The following is a 15,595-nucleotide window of genomic DNA, read 5'->3' as shown; positions in this document are numbered from 1 at the left end:
TGGGTTATGCACAGGCATGGCGCAAACTTAACAGCCGAGGTCGCTATTATTTGTTAACAGAAACTGTGGACAAGCTTGTTAACAAGCCTTCCGCGCGATGGCTAAGCCCATGTTTTCAAACGGAAAAGTTATCCTGCTCAATTTTCTCGCAGCTGGAGTTATGCACAGCCCCTCAATTTTGACAGCGCCGCGATGTACTTGCGCATGCGCACTGCGTCCGCATCGGTGAGTTCGGTCAGGCGGGAGGCATCCATATTGTCGATCAAGTCCAGTTCCTTGACCCTGCGCGCGAGCGGATTGGACATCGCGCGTGTGATGAAGGCGAAGTAGTCCTCGCCTTTTTGCTTGGTCAGGCAAGCCAGTGCCCCGATGATCTCGTCCGAAAAACCCAGCTCTCGCAAGGTGGCCGGTGTGGTGTCGGAGTCTTCGATCACCTCGTGCAGCACGGCGACGATGCGAGGAGCCTCGGTTTCGCACTGCATCATCAGCCGTAGCGGATGCAGGATGTAGGGCTTGCCCGCCTTGTCGTACTGTCCCTAGTGGGCGTCCACCGCCAGTTTGATGGCTGGTTCAAGCTTGCTCATTTTTGTCTCCAGTGCGAGTCCGAGGTCACCAGCGCGTACGCTGAAACTCCCGCGACTCCAGGTCCCATTGCCTGCGCTGCGCCCTTTTGGCGTCCGCAATTTTTTTGCGCTCAGCGTTCTGTTTTTCTACCGCTTGTCGCAAAAGGGCGTCGCCACGATCGCCAAAATATACCCTGCGGAACTTCGCGATACCGATTCCGTTCAGCAGGAACTCATTGACTTTATCCTTGGCCAGGCCGGCGATCGAGTCATGTACCCACTCGTCAAAAAAGCTCACAACGTCCGCATGCTGTGGCGTCTCAACGAGCGTCGTGACTACGCTGAGAATGTCACGCTCCGGGGCATCTTCGTCCAACAGAAACGGCGATTGGCGATCTTCAAGCCACGTGCGCCACTGTGCGACTTTCTCATGCACATGATGCGCCAGCTTATCGGTATCTCCGGTGTCCAGGCGATCGTCCAGCGCGCCCAGCCTGTTAAGCATGATCTTGCCAAAGTTCTGCAGCACCGTTGGCAACGACGAACCGTCGTTCTGAAACGGCTGGCCAAAGTACTGGTCAAAAGAGGTGCGCCTCTTGATGTAGTGTTCCAGCGTCATGGACACCGCCGCAAGAATGGCGATAAAGTACTGTTGGGTGTCCCGCAAAAACTCCTGGTCTGCAGTAGCGCGCTTGAAGAACCTCCGGTCGTAGTAATGTGCTGCCGCGGACGCGCTACCGCTTACACGCCGTCCGTGATAGCGATAGTTGAAGTATTGCGCCATATGGTCGCGCATCATCTGCTCCACGGGCCCGGCGCTCACTCTGGCATGCTTGCAATACGCGCTGAACGCATCGATGGCGGCACGTGACGGAACCAACGCGCGCGCTGTCTTCCCAGGCATATCCTTTAGCGCTTTGAACGGTACGCCTGCTGCCATTGCAGCGCAGTACATTTCAAAGCCGGGGATGCGTGCAAGCGCGTCCGTTTTGCCTTGCGCTTTGGGATGATAGCCTCCGCCAACATCGGAATGGGCGCCGGGATACACGTACTCCTTCACGTTGGGCGGGTATCGATCGTCGATGCGAACCGAGTCGACCGGGAACGTCGCGCGCACTTCGTGCGCGGCGACGATGTGCAGGCAGCTCTCGACGCCCCTATGCACTTGCATATTGTTCTTCGCCCACGACTGGCGGCCCTCCACTCCCAGCAAACCGCTGGTGAACCCGCCTGCGATCCCCACCGACGCCACCGTATCAAAGATTCCCAGGAACTCGACGCGCAGCGGAATGCCTGCGAATTGATAGCCGCCGTCAACCTCATCGCAAAGGGCGTACATCCAGTTGACGAAGGCACGCGCTTCAGCGGCGCCTCTGGAAAATCCAAAGACGGAAAGATTGATCTGCTCAGGCGCAGGAAAGTTGCGCGAGCGATTGGCGAGTTTCTCTTTCAGCTTCGCCATCCAGTAACTTTTGAAGACATGCTGCCGATGAAATTCCATAGACCCAATGCCACCGACTGCGTTCGCGATGTTGCCACTCTTAGTTTCGTCGATTAACTCCTGATCCGAGACATACAGGCTGACTGTATTAAAAAGCCGCGTCAGCCCCCAGATCAGGCGAGGTTCGCCATTCCAGGACATGCCGGTACCCAGCGTTCCTCCAGCGTCACCTATCGAAGGAAAGGCCGTCCCGACGCCGGGAACATAGTGCGAGAAATAACGATCCGTTGCGCGCTGCACGTCCTGGGGATAAGAGTGATACAAGCGCACCACGTTGCTGTGCTGCTGCTCCGAAGGATTGTCCTGCACTTTTTTGTAATCAACGCCTTCGTTATTGCCAGTCCCATCGAAGAAAATGCCGCAGAATATTTGCCCAGAGCACTTTAGCGCGCCGGTCTGCGGCTGTGCGGCTGCTACTGCCTTGGCGCGCTGCATGGTCTCGCGGCTGGTCAACGGCCGCAGAGACGCCCGCGTGTTTGCAATCTCCGGATTGTGCGCCGGCTGCGGACTGCTAGCACTCATTTTTCCAACCTCCTTTAGCAGCGGCCTTGGTTTCTTCCTGAGTCTCCCGTGGAGTCCATGGAAGCAGCTCTTCTTTGCTCATGGGATAAAAGGAATGACCGGGCCGACAAGACGACACCACTACCCGGACCTTATGACCTGGGTAGAAATGCACTTGAAACGTACCCGGCTTGGTGTATTTAGGCACATCAACCTCCACGGACTGGGAAGCCAAAGGCGGTGCGGGGTCGTCCTGATAGGTGTCATATTCCCAAGCAATTTTCGCCCTTAGCCCGGGGCGCCATTGATTGGGAAGGGCAATGCAGCAGCTTTCCGCTCCGCCAGCCCCGCCCTCGAGATTTCCCCCGCCAGCTCCACCATTAACAGAAAAGGAGTAGATGGGTACTCCTTCCATATGGTTATACCCCGTCACACTGACGCCCGTCGTCCTCGGCTGGCATCCTGAAAAAGCCAGACACACCGCTAAAAAACAAAAATATCGTATGATCATGTCGCACATTTCTTTCAATCGCATTACACAAGTCCCTCCGCTACCAACATGTCGCCCAGGTCTCCCGCCGGCCAGCACCTGGCGCGCAACAGCGCATCGACCTCGGAACTCCGATTGGTTTCCCCCATGGTAAGGCAGGCGGCGACCGCCAAGGAAAACACATCCGCAAACAATTCAATGCCATGTGAGGCGGCAAGCTGGCAGCTGCCACTTATCAATTCATAGAACTCAGAATTTCTGAGGGAGTCCGGAACAACATCCGACATCGCGTTTTTTAACAGCTCGATAATCGCATCCGGCTGAGACGCTATAAGCAATGCATCGACCTGCGGCTCACTCAACTTGATGGACTGGTCAGGCAGAGCGCCAGCGGGGGCCAACGGTATCTGAGTGAAGGTTCCGGTTCTTTCCAGCACAAGCCAATGGACAAGCGGAGAGGAATAGCTGAGCCATTGGCTTGGGGCGAGAATATCTGGCAGTGCCGACAGCACGCGGGTATCGGCAAACCGCAACAGCATTTTTTGCTGATCCACTACGCTTACCCGATGCAGGGAACGCCAATGTTCACTTAATTCGGCCAGCGGAACGCGGCTTGCCAGGAAACTGATCATGGGCCGCGCAGCACAGTGGCGCAATATGCTGCGAAAATGCGCCTCGGATCGGTAGTCGCCGTGTATCGGCACCAGCCAGGGAGCAGCTTTCTGCAGTCCTTGGAATTCATCTGCCGTATAGCAGTTGATGCTCCCTGCGGCATACGGCAAAGTTGCACCGGCTGGATAGTCGAAGGCCGAATCGATCAGAGCGGCCCAATGCAGATCGGGCTGCGCGGCGGTCAGCACTCCCAGCGTGTCGATTGCGGCTGACACCATGATCGGGTCTTGGGCATAGAAATCGTTTTTTTTCATTTCATACCATCGCTAATGCAGTGCCAGATTTCAGAGCCTTCAGCAGGCATTCGATACACACAGGCTCGCTGCTCGGCAATTTGGGCAGAGGGTAGTCTCCCCTTCCCGGACCGTTGAAGCTCTTTTTTCCCGCGTGTATGACGATCTTCCCGGGCGCCTGAACCGTGATGTTGCCGCCATCGATGGTGATGTTGGCGCCGCCGGCAGTAGACAGCGTGATGCGCTTGGCCGCAGCCCAATCCACATGCGCGCCGACGCTGGTGAGCTGGATGCCATCGCGCGCCTGCACCTTCAAAATGTCCGCCTGCGCCTGCACGTCGATCGCGTCCTTGGCTGCGATCAGCTGCATGCCGAGGCCGCCCTCGCCCGCCGCCACCGCGCCCCCCAGCACGCCGATGGCTTGCTGGCTGTGCACGCGCAGTTGGCCGCCGGTGGTGAACTGCGTGTCGGCGCCGCTCATCACGGTGGCGGTCTCGCCGTTGGCGAGTTGCAGGTCTTGGCCCGCCGTCACGCCCAGCCCGGCCTTGGCGGAGATGGCGATCACCGCGTCCGTGCTGTGGGGCAGTTTGCTGTCGGCGGGGGCGATGGATTTGTCGGCAGCGTCGGCCTTGGCGGCGCCGAGCGCGTCGTTCGCCACCATGCCGGAGACGGCGGTGAGCATGGCGGGCAGCGGCGCCGCCTTGTCGTCCAGCGTGCTGGATGCCGCCTTGGCGGCGCCAATGTGGCTGGCCAACGCCACGGTCTCGTGCTTTTTGGCCGCTTCGCTGAAGGTTTCGCCCAGCTTGGCCGCCTGCTTCATCAGCGCGATGCCGGCGGCGTTGTCGCCCACCGGCTCACGCGCGCCGGCCGCGTGGGACAGGCCGTAGCTGCTCACCAGCAGGCCCGCGCCGGCGCGCACGGCGCCGTAGGCGTCGGTGCGCAGTTCGGCGCCCTGGCCGCGCAGGCTGCCACGGTAGTTGTCCGCGTTGTGCAGCAGGTGGCCCAGCGTCAGTTCGGTGGCCGCGTGGCTGCTTTTGAGCTGGACGCGGCCTTGCGCGTCGGTGTCATCGAATAGCAGCTGGTTGTAGCCGCTGCCGCCGAACTCCTTGCTGCGCACGCCCCACTGCGCGGCGTTGCTGCGATGGCCAGCCGTGTCGGCCGAGGCGCCGTGCCACAGCGGGCTGTTGCCGCCGGCCAGGTTGCCCTGGCCGGACACCGCATGGTCATGCGCCTTGCCGAAGGGCTGCGCTGCATTGCCCTGCTCCGGCTGGCCGGCCGGCGTGCGCGCCACGCCGCCTTCGCCCTGGCCGTTGTACAGCGCGCCGACGATGATGGGACGGTCGATGTCGTTTTCCAGAAACTGTACCAGTACTTCCTGGCCGATGCGCGGCAGGAACTGGCTGCCCATGCCGCCGCCGGCCGAGCGCTGCGCCACGCGCACCCAGCAGGTGGCGTCGCCGCTGTCCTGCCAGTGGAAGCGGATGCGCACGCGGCCCAGGCGGTCGCAGTGGATCTCGTCCACGCCGTTGGGGCTGTCGCTGCCGTCGGGCCCGACCACGATGGCGCTTTGCGCGCCGCCGGCGGTGGGACGCGGGTGGCTGCACCCGCCGCTGCCCGACAGCAGCGGGCGCCATGGCAGCTCGTTGGCGATGGCGTCAAAGCTGTTGGCGTAGCCGCTGCCGATCGCTTGCGCGATCGTCTGCGCGTAGTCGCCAGCATCTTCCGGCGGCACCGCTTCGAGCAGCAGTTCGGGAATGGGGCCAAACAGTTCGGCCAGCGCCTGCACGGCGGGCAGCGGCAGGTTGTTCACGCCCACGCTGCGCACGCGCAGCACGGTGTAGACGGGAACGGCGTCCCCAGTTGGCGCACCGCTTCGCAGCGGGCCTTGCGTCACGGCGACGCAACTGCCCGCGCGCAGCGTGCGCACGGTGGAGCGGCCGCGCCAGGGCTGGCTGCGCGCTTCGCGGGCCTGCATCTGCAAGTCGGCGTAGCGCTGCGCCTGGGCGCCGCTGGCGTAGTGGTACTGGCCGGGCGCGTCGTAGTTTTCCAGCGCCAGCAGCCCTGCCGTTTTCAGGCGCGACATGGCGCTGGCGCCTACGGCGCGCTTGGCCTTGTAGTCGTAGCTGAGCAAGGTGGTGAGGGAGACGCAGGCCGCGCGGCTGGCCTGGAGCGACTGGATCGTGTCCTGCTGCTCGCCCACGCGGGCGCCGTGGAAGCGGATGCCGCCGCAGGCTTCGCTGCTGGCGTCTTCCGGCACGGCGCAGCGCTGGCTACTGTCGGCAAACAGCACCATCTGCGCGCCATCGTCATCCTGTTCGAAGCGCCAAGCCAGGCCTTCCTCCGCCAGCAGGCGTTCGATGAAGGCCAGGTCGCTTTCGCGGTACTGGCAGCAGTAGCTGCGCGGGACGGCGTCGGCCATAAAGGGCGCGGCTTCGTCGCTCCAGCGCCAGCGCGCCAGAGGCTGGTAGGCGCTGAACACCTCGTCGACGATCTCGAGCACACTCCTGTCCTGCCACACGCGGCTGTTGCGCACCTGCCCCAGGCGCCACACCCAGTGCGTGAGCCGCAGCCGGTAGCGGGCGAAGCCGCCGTTGCTGCCTAGCGCGGCCATTTGCGTCACGTCGCCGCTGAAGCGGGTGCGGGTGCCGTCGGCCAGGCTCAGTTCCAGGGTCGCGGACCGGCCCAGCAGGGATGCAGCCTGCAGATGGGCGTCGGTGGACAGCACGATCACGTCGCGCGGGCCGGTGCCTTGCAGTTCGTCGTCGGCGGCAAAGGCCTCGACCAGCAGATCCGGTCCATCCTCCAGCACCAGGGCGTAAAGACGGGTTTCACTTGAGTATTGCGCCAGCGCGGCGGAGATTTGCGCAATTGCAGCTTGCATGTTTCATTGAGAAATTATTGAATATTTGGCAATTTACTATATTCAACAATTTCTTGCCGCACATTTGACGCGTGCGCGCGCTACAGTGCTTCAGGGTAGCCCGTGATGTCGGCGATCTCCTGGTACATCGGCTGCAGGCGCTTGTACATTTTCAGATAAACGCGCTGATACAGCTGCTCGTAGGTCTTGCGGTTGGCCTCGACCGGGTGGAATACGCGGCCAGGGCGCGTCATGGCCTTGATGGCGGCGGCGAAGTCGGCGTGCAGGCCTAGGCCGGCGGCGGCGCAGATGGCGGCGCCCAGCCCGGAGGTTTCGTACAGGTGGGCGCGCGCGGCGGGCAGGCCGAAGATGTCGGCCGAGAGCTGCATGGCCGCGTCGCTTTGCGAGCCGCCGCCGGCGACGCGCAATTCCGTCACCGGCACGCCGCTGCGCTTCTGGATGCGCTCCATGCCTTCGCGCAGCGCATAGGCCAGGCCTTCCAGTATCGCCCGGTACATATGGGCGCGCGTGTGGACGTCGCCGAAACCGATCATGGCACCCTTCGCTTCCGGCCCCGGCACCTTGATGCCGGGGCTCCAGTATGGCTGCAGCATCAGGCCCATGGAGCCGGGCGGCACGGCGTTCACCAGCTTATCGAACAGCGCTTCGGGCGGCGTGCCCTTCTCGGTGGCGGTGGCTTGTTCCAGGTGGCCGAACTGCTCCTTGAACCAGTTCACCATCCAGTAGCCACGGAAGATCTGCACTTCGGTGCTGTAGGCGCCCGGCACCGCCGACGGGTACGGCGGGATGAAGGGCGTCACTTCGATGTACTTGGTGTTGGTGGTGTTGATGGTGGCGGTGGTACCGAAGCTGAGGCAGCCGATGTGCGGTTCCAGGCAGCCGGCGCCGATCACTTCGCAGGCCTTGTCGGCAGCGGCGGCCACCAAGGGCGTGCCTTCCGGGATACCGGTGGCCAGCGCGGCTTCGGCCGTGATGGCGCCGATCACCGTGCCCGGCCGCACCAGCTCCGGCAGCATTTCGCGCCGCACCGCCAGTGCCTGCCATTTCCAGTCGCGCGCGCCGGCCCACTTGTGGCCTTTGTAGTCGAACGGCAGGTAGGCCACCTGCGAGCCGATGGAGTCGACAAAGCGGCCGCACAGGCGGAAATTCAGGTAGCCGGACAGCAGCAGCACCTTGCTGGTCTGCGCCCAGATGTCCGGCTGGTGGGCGGCGATCCAGTTCACTTCCGCTTCGCGCCGGAAGTAGTTGATGGTGCCTTCCACGCGCGCCAGCTTGAAGGCGGCCTTCCACAGCGGGCCGATGGGCGGCACGGTATCGGTACGGCGCTGGTCCAGCCAGGTGATGGCGGGCCGCAGCGGCTTGCCATCCCTGTCCACGTTGATGACCGTGCCGCGCTGGGTGGTGACGGCTACGCCTTTCACGTCGGCGCGGTCGATGCCGGATTCTTGCCACAGGCGCTGGCAGGCGATGCTGACGGCGTTCCAGTAGCCGTCGGCCTTGTGCTCGGCCCAGCCGGGGTGGTCCGAGTAGTAGGGCTGGAGATGGACTTGCGCTTTGGCGGCGAGGTTGCCGTCCAGGTCGAACAGCAGGGCGCGCACGCTTTGTGTGCCGTTGTCGATGGAGAGGGTGTAGGGACCGGACATGTTTATGCGGGCAAGCTGTAGTGAGTTTTCCATAATGCCAGATAGGCGACCTGCTCGGCATCCCAGCGGTGGTCGCTCCAGCCCAGTTCCTGCTGGCAGATGGCGCGTACGCGCGGCAGGATCTCCACGCCGCCGCCGCGCAGCTGCAGGCCGATCCGCAGGCGGCGCAGCAGCAGGTCTTCCAGGTGCTGCACGGCTTCGTGCCGCGCGGCCCAGCGCAGCTGCGCCCAGATGCTGGCGGTGCCGGGTATGAGGGCGAGTTCACCGGGCTGCGCATCCGGAGAGTCGTCCGGCTCGCCCCGGCGCGCGCATGCCAGCAGCGCAGCGGCCTGGGCGCCGTAGCGGCCTTGCAGGCGCTGGGCCTGGCCTGCGGGGAGGCTGTGGCCATGGCCGAAGCCATAACCGTGGCTGAGCGCCGGGGGTGGTGCGAAGATGGGCTGCGGCGAGAAGTCCGCTTGCCAGGCAGGCAGCATGGCTGCCGCCTCACGCAAGGCGTCCAGCGCGATCACGCGGAAGGTGGTGAGCTTGCCGCCGGTGACGGTCAGCAGGCCGTCTTCCAGCCACAACGCGTGCTCGCGGGTTTCTTTCGACGGGTCGGCCTGGCCGCTGTCGATCACGGGGCGCACACCGGCGTAGGTGGCGAGGATGTCGGCTTCCTGCAGATCGAGCTGGGAGAACTGGCTGCGCAAGGCGGCCATCAGGTAGTCGACTTCGCTGCGCGTGATGGCGGCTTCGAACTTCATGTCGCCGCGGTGGTCGACATCGGTAGTGCCGACCAGCGTGACGCCCTCCCAAGGGAAAGCGAACACGGGACGTCCGTCGGCCGGATGCATCAGGCTCACGGCCTGCGCCAGCGGCAAGCGCCATGCGGGGAGGACCAGGTGGCTGCCGCGCAGCGGACGCAAGCGCCGACCTGCGCCGCCCTGGGCTCCGGGTTGCGCGCCGCATGGCGTCCGCAGCGCGTCGGCCCATGCGCCGGTTGCGCTGATGACGACGCGCGCCCTGACCTCGTGCTCGGCGCCGCCGATCTCGTCGCGCAACCTGGCACCGCGCACGCGGCCGGCCGCTGCCCCGGCGCCGGCTCCACGCGGGCTGCCATCGCCACAATGGATGGCGTCGCCGCGCAGCAGCGTTTGCACGGACAGGTAGTTGAACGCCGTGCCGCCCAGCGCCTGTGCTTCCTGCAGCACGCGCATCACCAGGCGGGCGTCGTCGGTCTTGGCGTCGGTATAGCACATACCGCCTTGCAGGCCTTCGCTGCTGATGTTGGGCGCCAGCGCCAGGAATTCGTCGCGCGGATAGTAGTGGCGGGCGCGCTGGCCCGCCATGTGGTCGTAGATGGCCAGGCCGGCCAGAAAAGTGCGGCGGCCGGGCTTGCGGCCGGCGTAATCGCCGAATGCAAAGCTTTGCGGCTCCACCAGGCCGGCCGCTTCCCGCAGCAGGCTTTCGCGCTCGTGCACGGATTCGCGCGTCAACGCGAACTTGCCTTCTTTCAGGTAGCGCAAGCCGCCGTGCACCAGCTTGGACGAGCGGCTGGACGTGCCCCAGGCGAAGTCGCGCTGCTCCACCAGCAGCGCTTTCAGGCCGCGACGCGATGCTTCCAGCAGGATGCCCGCGCCGGTGATGCCACCGCCGACGATCAGCAAGTCCCAGTCGCGCGCCAGCAATCCGGCCAGCGCGGCGCGGCCACCTGGCCGCCAATGGCCGGCTTCCCCGGCGCCGCCAGCGTCGTCCACGACGCCATCGGCCCCGCCGCGAGGGGCGGCGCCAGTCATGTCTGCGCCTTCGGCAGCAGCTTGCCGGGGTTCATGATGCCCTGCGGGTCGAAATGGCGGAAGATGGCTTGCATGGCCGCGATTCCCGCCGCGCCCTTCTCCTCAGCGAGATACGGCGCATGGTCGCTGCCGACGCCGTGCTGGTGGCTGATGGTGCCGCCGCAGTCGACGATGGCGTGGCTGACGGCCTGCTTGAGCGAGCGCCAGCGCGCCAGGTCCTCGTCATAGTCGCCCGCCAGCCGGTACACGAAGGTGCTGTACACGCTGGCGCCCTGTGCGTACAGGTGCGACAGGTGCGTATACGCGTGCACCTGCTCGCCGTGCCCGGCAAGCGCCTCGGCAGCGGCAGCTTCCACCGCGCGCATGGTGGGTTCCACCAGCGGCCAGTCCACCGCCGTTTCCACCGTATCGATCACATAGCCGTGCTCCCACGCCGCATTGCGCAGGTAGACATTGCGGAAGCGGTTCTGCTTCCACTTGTCGCCCATCTTGCGGCCAACGTGCACCCCGCCGTGCCGGCGCGCCATGCGCAGCGCCGCAGAGATGGCGGCGCGCGCCTGGGGCTTGGCGCCGCTGGCGCCCAGCATCAGCATGCACTTGCCTTCCTTGCAGCCGCGCAGCGACAGCCAGCCTTCCAGCAGTCCGATCAACCTCTTGTGGCCGGCCAGCGCCAGCATGGTGGTGGTTTCCAGCGCGTTCGACAGCCGCAGCATGGACAAGCCCAGCCTGGCCTGCGCCAGCTCGCGCACCGCCGTCTCGGCGTGCGTCCAGTCGGCAAAAAACACCGCATGGAAGGCCTCATATTCGGGCAGCGGCGACACCCGCACCACCGCCTCGGTCAGGATGCCGATGCGGCCCTCGGAGCCGAGCACGATTTCGCGCAGGTCGGTGCCGGCGGCCGACGCCGGGAACGTGGGAATCTCCAGCCGCCCCACCGGCGTTTCCACGGAGCCGCCGGCGAACATCTGCTCGATGCGCCCGTAACGCAGCGATTGCTGGCCGGACGAGCGCGTGACGACCCAGCCGCCCAGCGTCGAATACTCGAACGACTGCGGGAAGTGGCCCAGCGTGTAGCCATGCGCGCGCAGCTGCGCTTCCAGGTCGGGGCCGTACACGCCTGCGCCGAAGGTGGCCAGTTGCGAAGCGCGGTCCAGGTGCGCCATGCGGCACAGCCGGGTGAGGTTCACGGCCAGCGTGGGCTGCGCGCCCTCGCCCGCCGTCAAGTGGCCGGCCACGCTGGTGCCGCCGCCGTGCGGCACCACCGCCACGTTGTAGCGCTGCGCGTACCGCAGCAGTTCGCGCACCTGCTCCGGGCTTTCCGGATACGCCACGCCGTCCGGCGCCGTGCCGATGCGGCCGTAGCGCAACTTGAGCCAGTCCGGCAGGCTCTGGCCCAGCGCGTTGCGCAGCCGGACCGGCGCGCTGGTGTCGATCAGCTGGTGACAAGGCAGGCGCGAAGGCGCCAGCGTGGCGCAGGCCTGCTCGAAAGTGGCGTCCTGCCGGCCCTTGCCGGCGCCGATGCGCTGCGCCAGGAAGGCCAGCGCATCGGCCTCCAACGCGAAGTTGACCGCATCGTCGCCCCAGCCGTTCCAACGTCTCATCGTTTCTTTTCTCCGCTTGCTATACTGGCGCACCTGGCCAAAATGATGACTAGAGAATAAGACCAAACCAGACCCCGGTATTGCGCTTTCATGACAAACGCCTTGTTCGATCATGCCAACCACGGCCGCGTGGCCGGCTCCTACCTGCAGCCCTTGCTGGAGGCTGCGGCAGCGCGCGGCGTGACGCCGCAGGCGCTCGAGCAGGCCGCCGGCCTGGCGCCCGGCGCGCTGGCGCCGCTGCCGGAATCCCTGCAGGCGGCGGACTACGTGCGCCTGCTGGACCTGGCCGCCGCGCTGGCGCACGATCCGCACTTCGGCCTGCACGTGGGCGAGCGGGTGAAGCTGGGCACCTACAGCGTGTATGGCCTGATCCTGCTCAGCTGCCGCGATTTCGGCCACGCCTTCGAGCAGACCATACGCTACGAGCAGCTGGCGCACGACCTGGGACGTTCCAGCCTGCAGGTTGAAGACGGACTGGCGCGCTACACCTGGCACAGCCGCTTTCCCGGCGCCACGCGGCACCTGGCCGACAGCGTGTTCGCCGGCATCCGCGTGTTCGGCAACTGGCTGGCGGGCGCGCCGCTGCCGCCGGCCCGGCTCGAGCTGGTGCATGGTTGCGAGCCTGCGCTGCAGGCAGAGTACCTGCGCGTGTTCGGCGACATGCCGCAATTCGGCGCGGACGCCAACCGCGCCACGTTCGACGCGCAGCTGCTGGTGTGGCCGGTGCCGAACGCGGACGTGAGCATGTATCCGGTGCTGCAGCAGCACGCGGAGCAGCTGCTCAAGCAGCGCGCGCAGGCGGACGCCGGCATCGCTGCGCAGGTGCGGGCGGCCATTGTGCGCGGGCTGTCGCGGGGGCAGGTGCGGCTGGCGTCGATTGCGGAAGAACTGGGGCTGTCGCCGCGCACCTTGCAGCGCAAGCTGAGCGAGGCCGGCGTGAATTTCCAGCAGGTGCTGGACCAGACGCGCTTCGCGCTGGCCAGGGACTATTTGCGGCAGCCGGGCTTGAGCCTGGTCGATATCGCCTTCCTGCTCGGCTATCAGGAGCAGAGCGCGTTCAACCACGCGTTCCGGGAGTGGGCCGGCGTGAATCCGGGCGCCTGGCGCGGGCAGCGCTAGGTTTCTTCGCCGCGCACGCGCACGAACGGGCCGAGGCAGGCGTCCATGCTGGCCTCCAGGCACATCAGGAACATATTGCCGGTATGGTGGAACAGGATGAAGCTGGCCACCGTGCGCCCCACTTCCGTGACCTGGCCGGAACAATCGAGCTTGCCGTTGTCTTTGACGATCTTGTCGGAGGTCTTGTAGAAGCCGTTCTTGTCGGGCTGGTCGTCGATGACGAATTCGGTCTCGGCCACTTCGGCCGCGCTGGTGATCAGCGCCGTGCCGTCGGCGCGCATGCGGTACATTTCCTGGCAGGAGCCGTCCGGCAGCACGAAGCGCCAGACGCCCACGATGGGATGGTCGGCCCGCACCGGAGCGGCCTTGCCGGCTGCCGCGCAGCACAGGATGCAGGCGGCGAACATCAGCTGCAACACCCGGCTCGGGATACACATCGGGAACTTCCGCATGGCGAACCTCCGCATTGGGCGTTGGATGCGTCCAGTATATCCCGGCCGGGCGAACCGCGTTTTACTTCTCCGCCGCCGCCTTCATGCTGGCCAGGCCCTTCTCGAAGTCCGGGCCCACCATCTTGTCCATGCTGACGAACACGCCCATCAGCTTGGTGATGAAGGCGCTCGGGCCGGACATGCTCCACGTCACCGTGGTGCTGTCGCCCTGCGGCGCCAGCGTGAACACGGTGGTGTTGTGCGACTCGAACGGTTTCAGGAAGTCGAGCTTGATGTCGATCTTGCCGGGCGGTGTGGCGCCGGTAATCTCCATGCGGCCCGCGCCCACCTGGTCGTTGCCTTCCCAGCCGTAGACGGCGCCCACGCCGCTTTGCGGTCCGCTGAAGGTACGCACCATTTTCGGGTCCAGGTGCTCCCACGGCGACCAGGCGCTCCAGTTGTGGAAGTCGCTGATCAAGGGATAGATCTTCTCCGGCGCCGCCTTGATGGTGGTGCTGCGCGTGACGGTGAAGGTGTTGGGCTGGGCCAGCGCCAGGCCTAGAATGATGACGATGATGGCAGTGATGCCGATAGCGATTTTTTTAAGCATGGGGTCTCCTGCTGCAATGGTTTTTTTAGGTCCGGCTGTTGCCGAAGACGCAAGCCTAGCATGATTTTTTGGCTACGTTGCCAAAAAACATGATCCGCTCCCCAAGCGTCCCGTCAAGCGCCGCGTACGCGCAACAACAGTGGCAAGGCGCTCGGCGTCATCGTGAACGTGAAGCACTCTTCCACCGGCGGTGCGCCCGGCCGCAGCGTGAAATCGAAGTTATGCAGGATCATCGACATCGCCATCTTGATCTCGGCCATGGCCAGGTAGCGGCCCGGACAGAAACGCGGCCCGCCGCCGAAGGGCATCAGCTTGCGCGCCGGGTCGGAAGCGGCGTCCGCCCCGTGCTCCGCGCCTGCCAGCCAGCGCCCGGGCAAGAAGGCCTCCGGCTGCGCAAAGCCGCCGGCGCGCTGGGCCGCCTGCCGCAGCATCAGGAAGATCACCGTGCCGGCAGGGATCTGGACGCCGCCCACCTGCGTCGGCACGTTGGCCTCGGCCGCCATAAACGGCGCCACCGGCTTCAGGCGCATGGCTTCGCGCGTGGCCGCATCCAGGTAGTCCATCCGCTCCAGCAGTTGCGGGTCGCGCGCCACCGCCTCCCCTCCCAGCAGGCGGTCCGCCTCTTCGGCCGCCAGCGCCACGGCGGCGGGCGACTGCGGCAGCAGGTTGAGCAGCCAGGCCACCGTGTTCGAGGTGGTGTCCTCGCCCGCGAACACCATGGTGATGGCGTTGCCGATCACCACGCTGTCGCTGAAGCCGGAATCGGCCTCGTCGCGCGCAGCCACCAGCGCTTCGAGCATATTGGACGGCTTGCTGCGCAAGCACGGATCGGCTGCCATGCGGGCGCGGGCCTGGGCGATGAACCCTCCGATGGCCGCGTGGATACGCGCCGCGGCGGCGTCGGCCTCCCGGTCCACCGGCAGCTTGAACACCTTCCAGTATTCAACCGGCGTGGTGAGGCGGCGCGCCACGCGCTTGAAGCAGAATTCGATATCGCGCTGCAGCGGGTTGTCCTCGTGCTCCAGCGTATTGATGTCCTGTCCCATGGCCAGGCCGACGGTCACGTCCAGCGTGTAAGCCTTCAGGTCGCGCAGCACGTCCACTTCGCGCCCGGCGGCCAGCGCGGCCCTCCAGCGCAGGCACAGGCGCTCGGTCATCATGGCCAGCGTGGGGAAGAAGCGGTGCACCACTTCCGGCGTCAGCGCGCGCATGGCCAGCTTGCGCTGGCGGCGCCATTCCTCGCCCTCGGCGGTAAACAAGCCGCGCGTGCCGGCGTCTTCCAGCATGCGCGCGGTGCGCGAGGAGCGGCGGTAGGTGTCAGGACGGTCGCGCAGGATGGCGGCGATGGCGTCGCGGTCCGACACCACAACGAAGCTGCGTTTCATCATGGTGAAACGAAAGATGGGGCCGAACTCGCGCGCCCAGTCTTCCATGTTGCGATGGAAGCGGCCGGGCTGGATCTGGCGCAGATTGCCCAGCAGCGGCGCGCCTTGCGGTCCGGGCAGTTCCGCTATGCTGCGCGGCGCGTCGCCGCGTCCCGCTTGGTCCAGCGCCATGCTGCTCTTGTCGGCCATG

At 65.4% G+C, this 15,595-nt stretch carries 12 protein-coding genes; 1 reads left to right on the top strand and 11 read right to left on the bottom strand.

Annotation, left to right across the window (positions count from 1 at the left end; all coding sequences use genetic code 11):
• Positions 1–158: 158 nt before the first annotated feature.
• From AC6H42_RS15830 to AC6H42_RS15795, 8 genes are all read right to left on the bottom strand, one after another.
• Positions 159–485 carry a guanosine-3',5'-bis(diphosphate) 3'-pyrophosphohydrolase gene (locus tag AC6H42_RS15830; RefSeq protein WP_200954083.1) on the bottom strand — a complete coding sequence of 109 codons (327 nt, stop codon included), beginning with the start codon at positions 483–485 and terminating at the stop codon, positions 159–161.
• A 124-nt stretch (positions 486–609) separates the two neighbouring features.
• Entirely contained in the window at positions 610–2,586 is a 1,977-nt protein-coding gene (locus AC6H42_RS15825; protein ID WP_082552156.1) for a T6SS phospholipase effector Tle1-like catalytic domain-containing protein, read from the bottom strand.
• Complete coding sequence (locus tag AC6H42_RS15820; RefSeq protein ID WP_497548454.1) at positions 2,576–3,100, bottom strand: DUF3304 domain-containing protein; 525 nt, start codon at positions 3,098–3,100, stop codon at positions 2,576–2,578. The genes AC6H42_RS15825 and AC6H42_RS15820 overlap by 11 nt, the downstream gene beginning before the upstream one ends.
• Complete coding sequence (locus AC6H42_RS15815) at positions 3,100–3,981, bottom strand: DUF4123 domain-containing protein (protein WP_057157927.1); 882 nt, start codon at positions 3,979–3,981, stop codon at positions 3,100–3,102. Before AC6H42_RS15815 ends, AC6H42_RS15820 begins: the two co-directional genes overlap by 1 nt.
• 1 nt (position 3,982) lies before the next feature.
• Positions 3,983–6,841, bottom strand: coding sequence for a type VI secretion system Vgr family protein (locus AC6H42_RS15810; RefSeq protein ID WP_497548453.1), 2,859 nt, complete (start codon positions 6,839–6,841; stop codon positions 3,983–3,985).
• 80 nt (positions 6,842–6,921) lie between these two features.
• The gene (locus AC6H42_RS15805) at positions 6,922–8,484 is read right to left on the bottom strand and encodes an FGGY-family carbohydrate kinase (protein WP_057157925.1); all 1,563 of its coding nucleotides are present in this window, start codon (positions 8,482–8,484) and stop codon (positions 6,922–6,924) included.
• Between the two features lie 2 nt (positions 8,485–8,486).
• Positions 8,487–10,259, bottom strand: a complete 1,773-nt coding sequence (locus AC6H42_RS15800; RefSeq protein WP_082552154.1) for a glycerol-3-phosphate dehydrogenase/oxidase — start codon at positions 10,257–10,259, stop codon at positions 8,487–8,489.
• The gene (locus AC6H42_RS15795) at positions 10,256–11,860 is read right to left on the bottom strand and encodes an FAD-binding oxidoreductase (RefSeq protein ID WP_497548452.1); all 1,605 of its coding nucleotides are present in this window, start codon (positions 11,858–11,860) and stop codon (positions 10,256–10,258) included. The genes AC6H42_RS15800 and AC6H42_RS15795 overlap by 4 nt, the downstream gene beginning before the upstream one ends.
• Before the next feature lie 90 nt (positions 11,861–11,950).
• Here AC6H42_RS15795 and AC6H42_RS15790 point away from each other — a divergent pair, with 90 nt between their 5' ends.
• Positions 11,951–12,979 carry an AraC family transcriptional regulator gene (locus AC6H42_RS15790; protein ID WP_057157923.1) on the top strand — a complete coding sequence of 343 codons (1,029 nt, stop codon included), beginning with the start codon at positions 11,951–11,953 and terminating at the stop codon, positions 12,977–12,979.
• Here AC6H42_RS15790 and AC6H42_RS15785 read toward each other — a convergent pair.
• From AC6H42_RS15785 to AC6H42_RS15775, 3 genes are all read right to left on the bottom strand, one after another.
• On the bottom strand, positions 12,976–13,431 hold the full coding sequence (locus AC6H42_RS15785; RefSeq protein ID WP_229418338.1) for a hypothetical protein: 456 nt from the start codon (positions 13,429–13,431) through the stop codon (positions 12,976–12,978). The two genes, AC6H42_RS15790 and AC6H42_RS15785, sit on opposite strands and share 4 nt — an antisense overlap.
• Before the next feature lie 61 nt (positions 13,432–13,492).
• The gene (locus AC6H42_RS15780; RefSeq protein ID WP_057157921.1) at positions 13,493–14,020 is read right to left on the bottom strand and encodes an SRPBCC family protein; all 528 of its coding nucleotides are present in this window, start codon (positions 14,018–14,020) and stop codon (positions 13,493–13,495) included.
• A 113-nt stretch (positions 14,021–14,133) separates the two neighbouring features.
• Positions 14,134–15,594: a cytochrome P450 gene (locus AC6H42_RS15775; RefSeq protein WP_497548451.1), complete on the bottom strand. Its 1,461-nt coding sequence runs from the start codon at positions 15,592–15,594 to the stop codon at positions 14,134–14,136.
• Position 15,595: the final 1 nt, after the last annotated feature.

The organism is Massilia sp. NBRC 108631 (assembly GCF_059704565.1).
The sequence above is the reverse complement of the archived record's forward strand: the minus strand, read 5'-3'. Positions and strand labels throughout refer to the sequence as shown.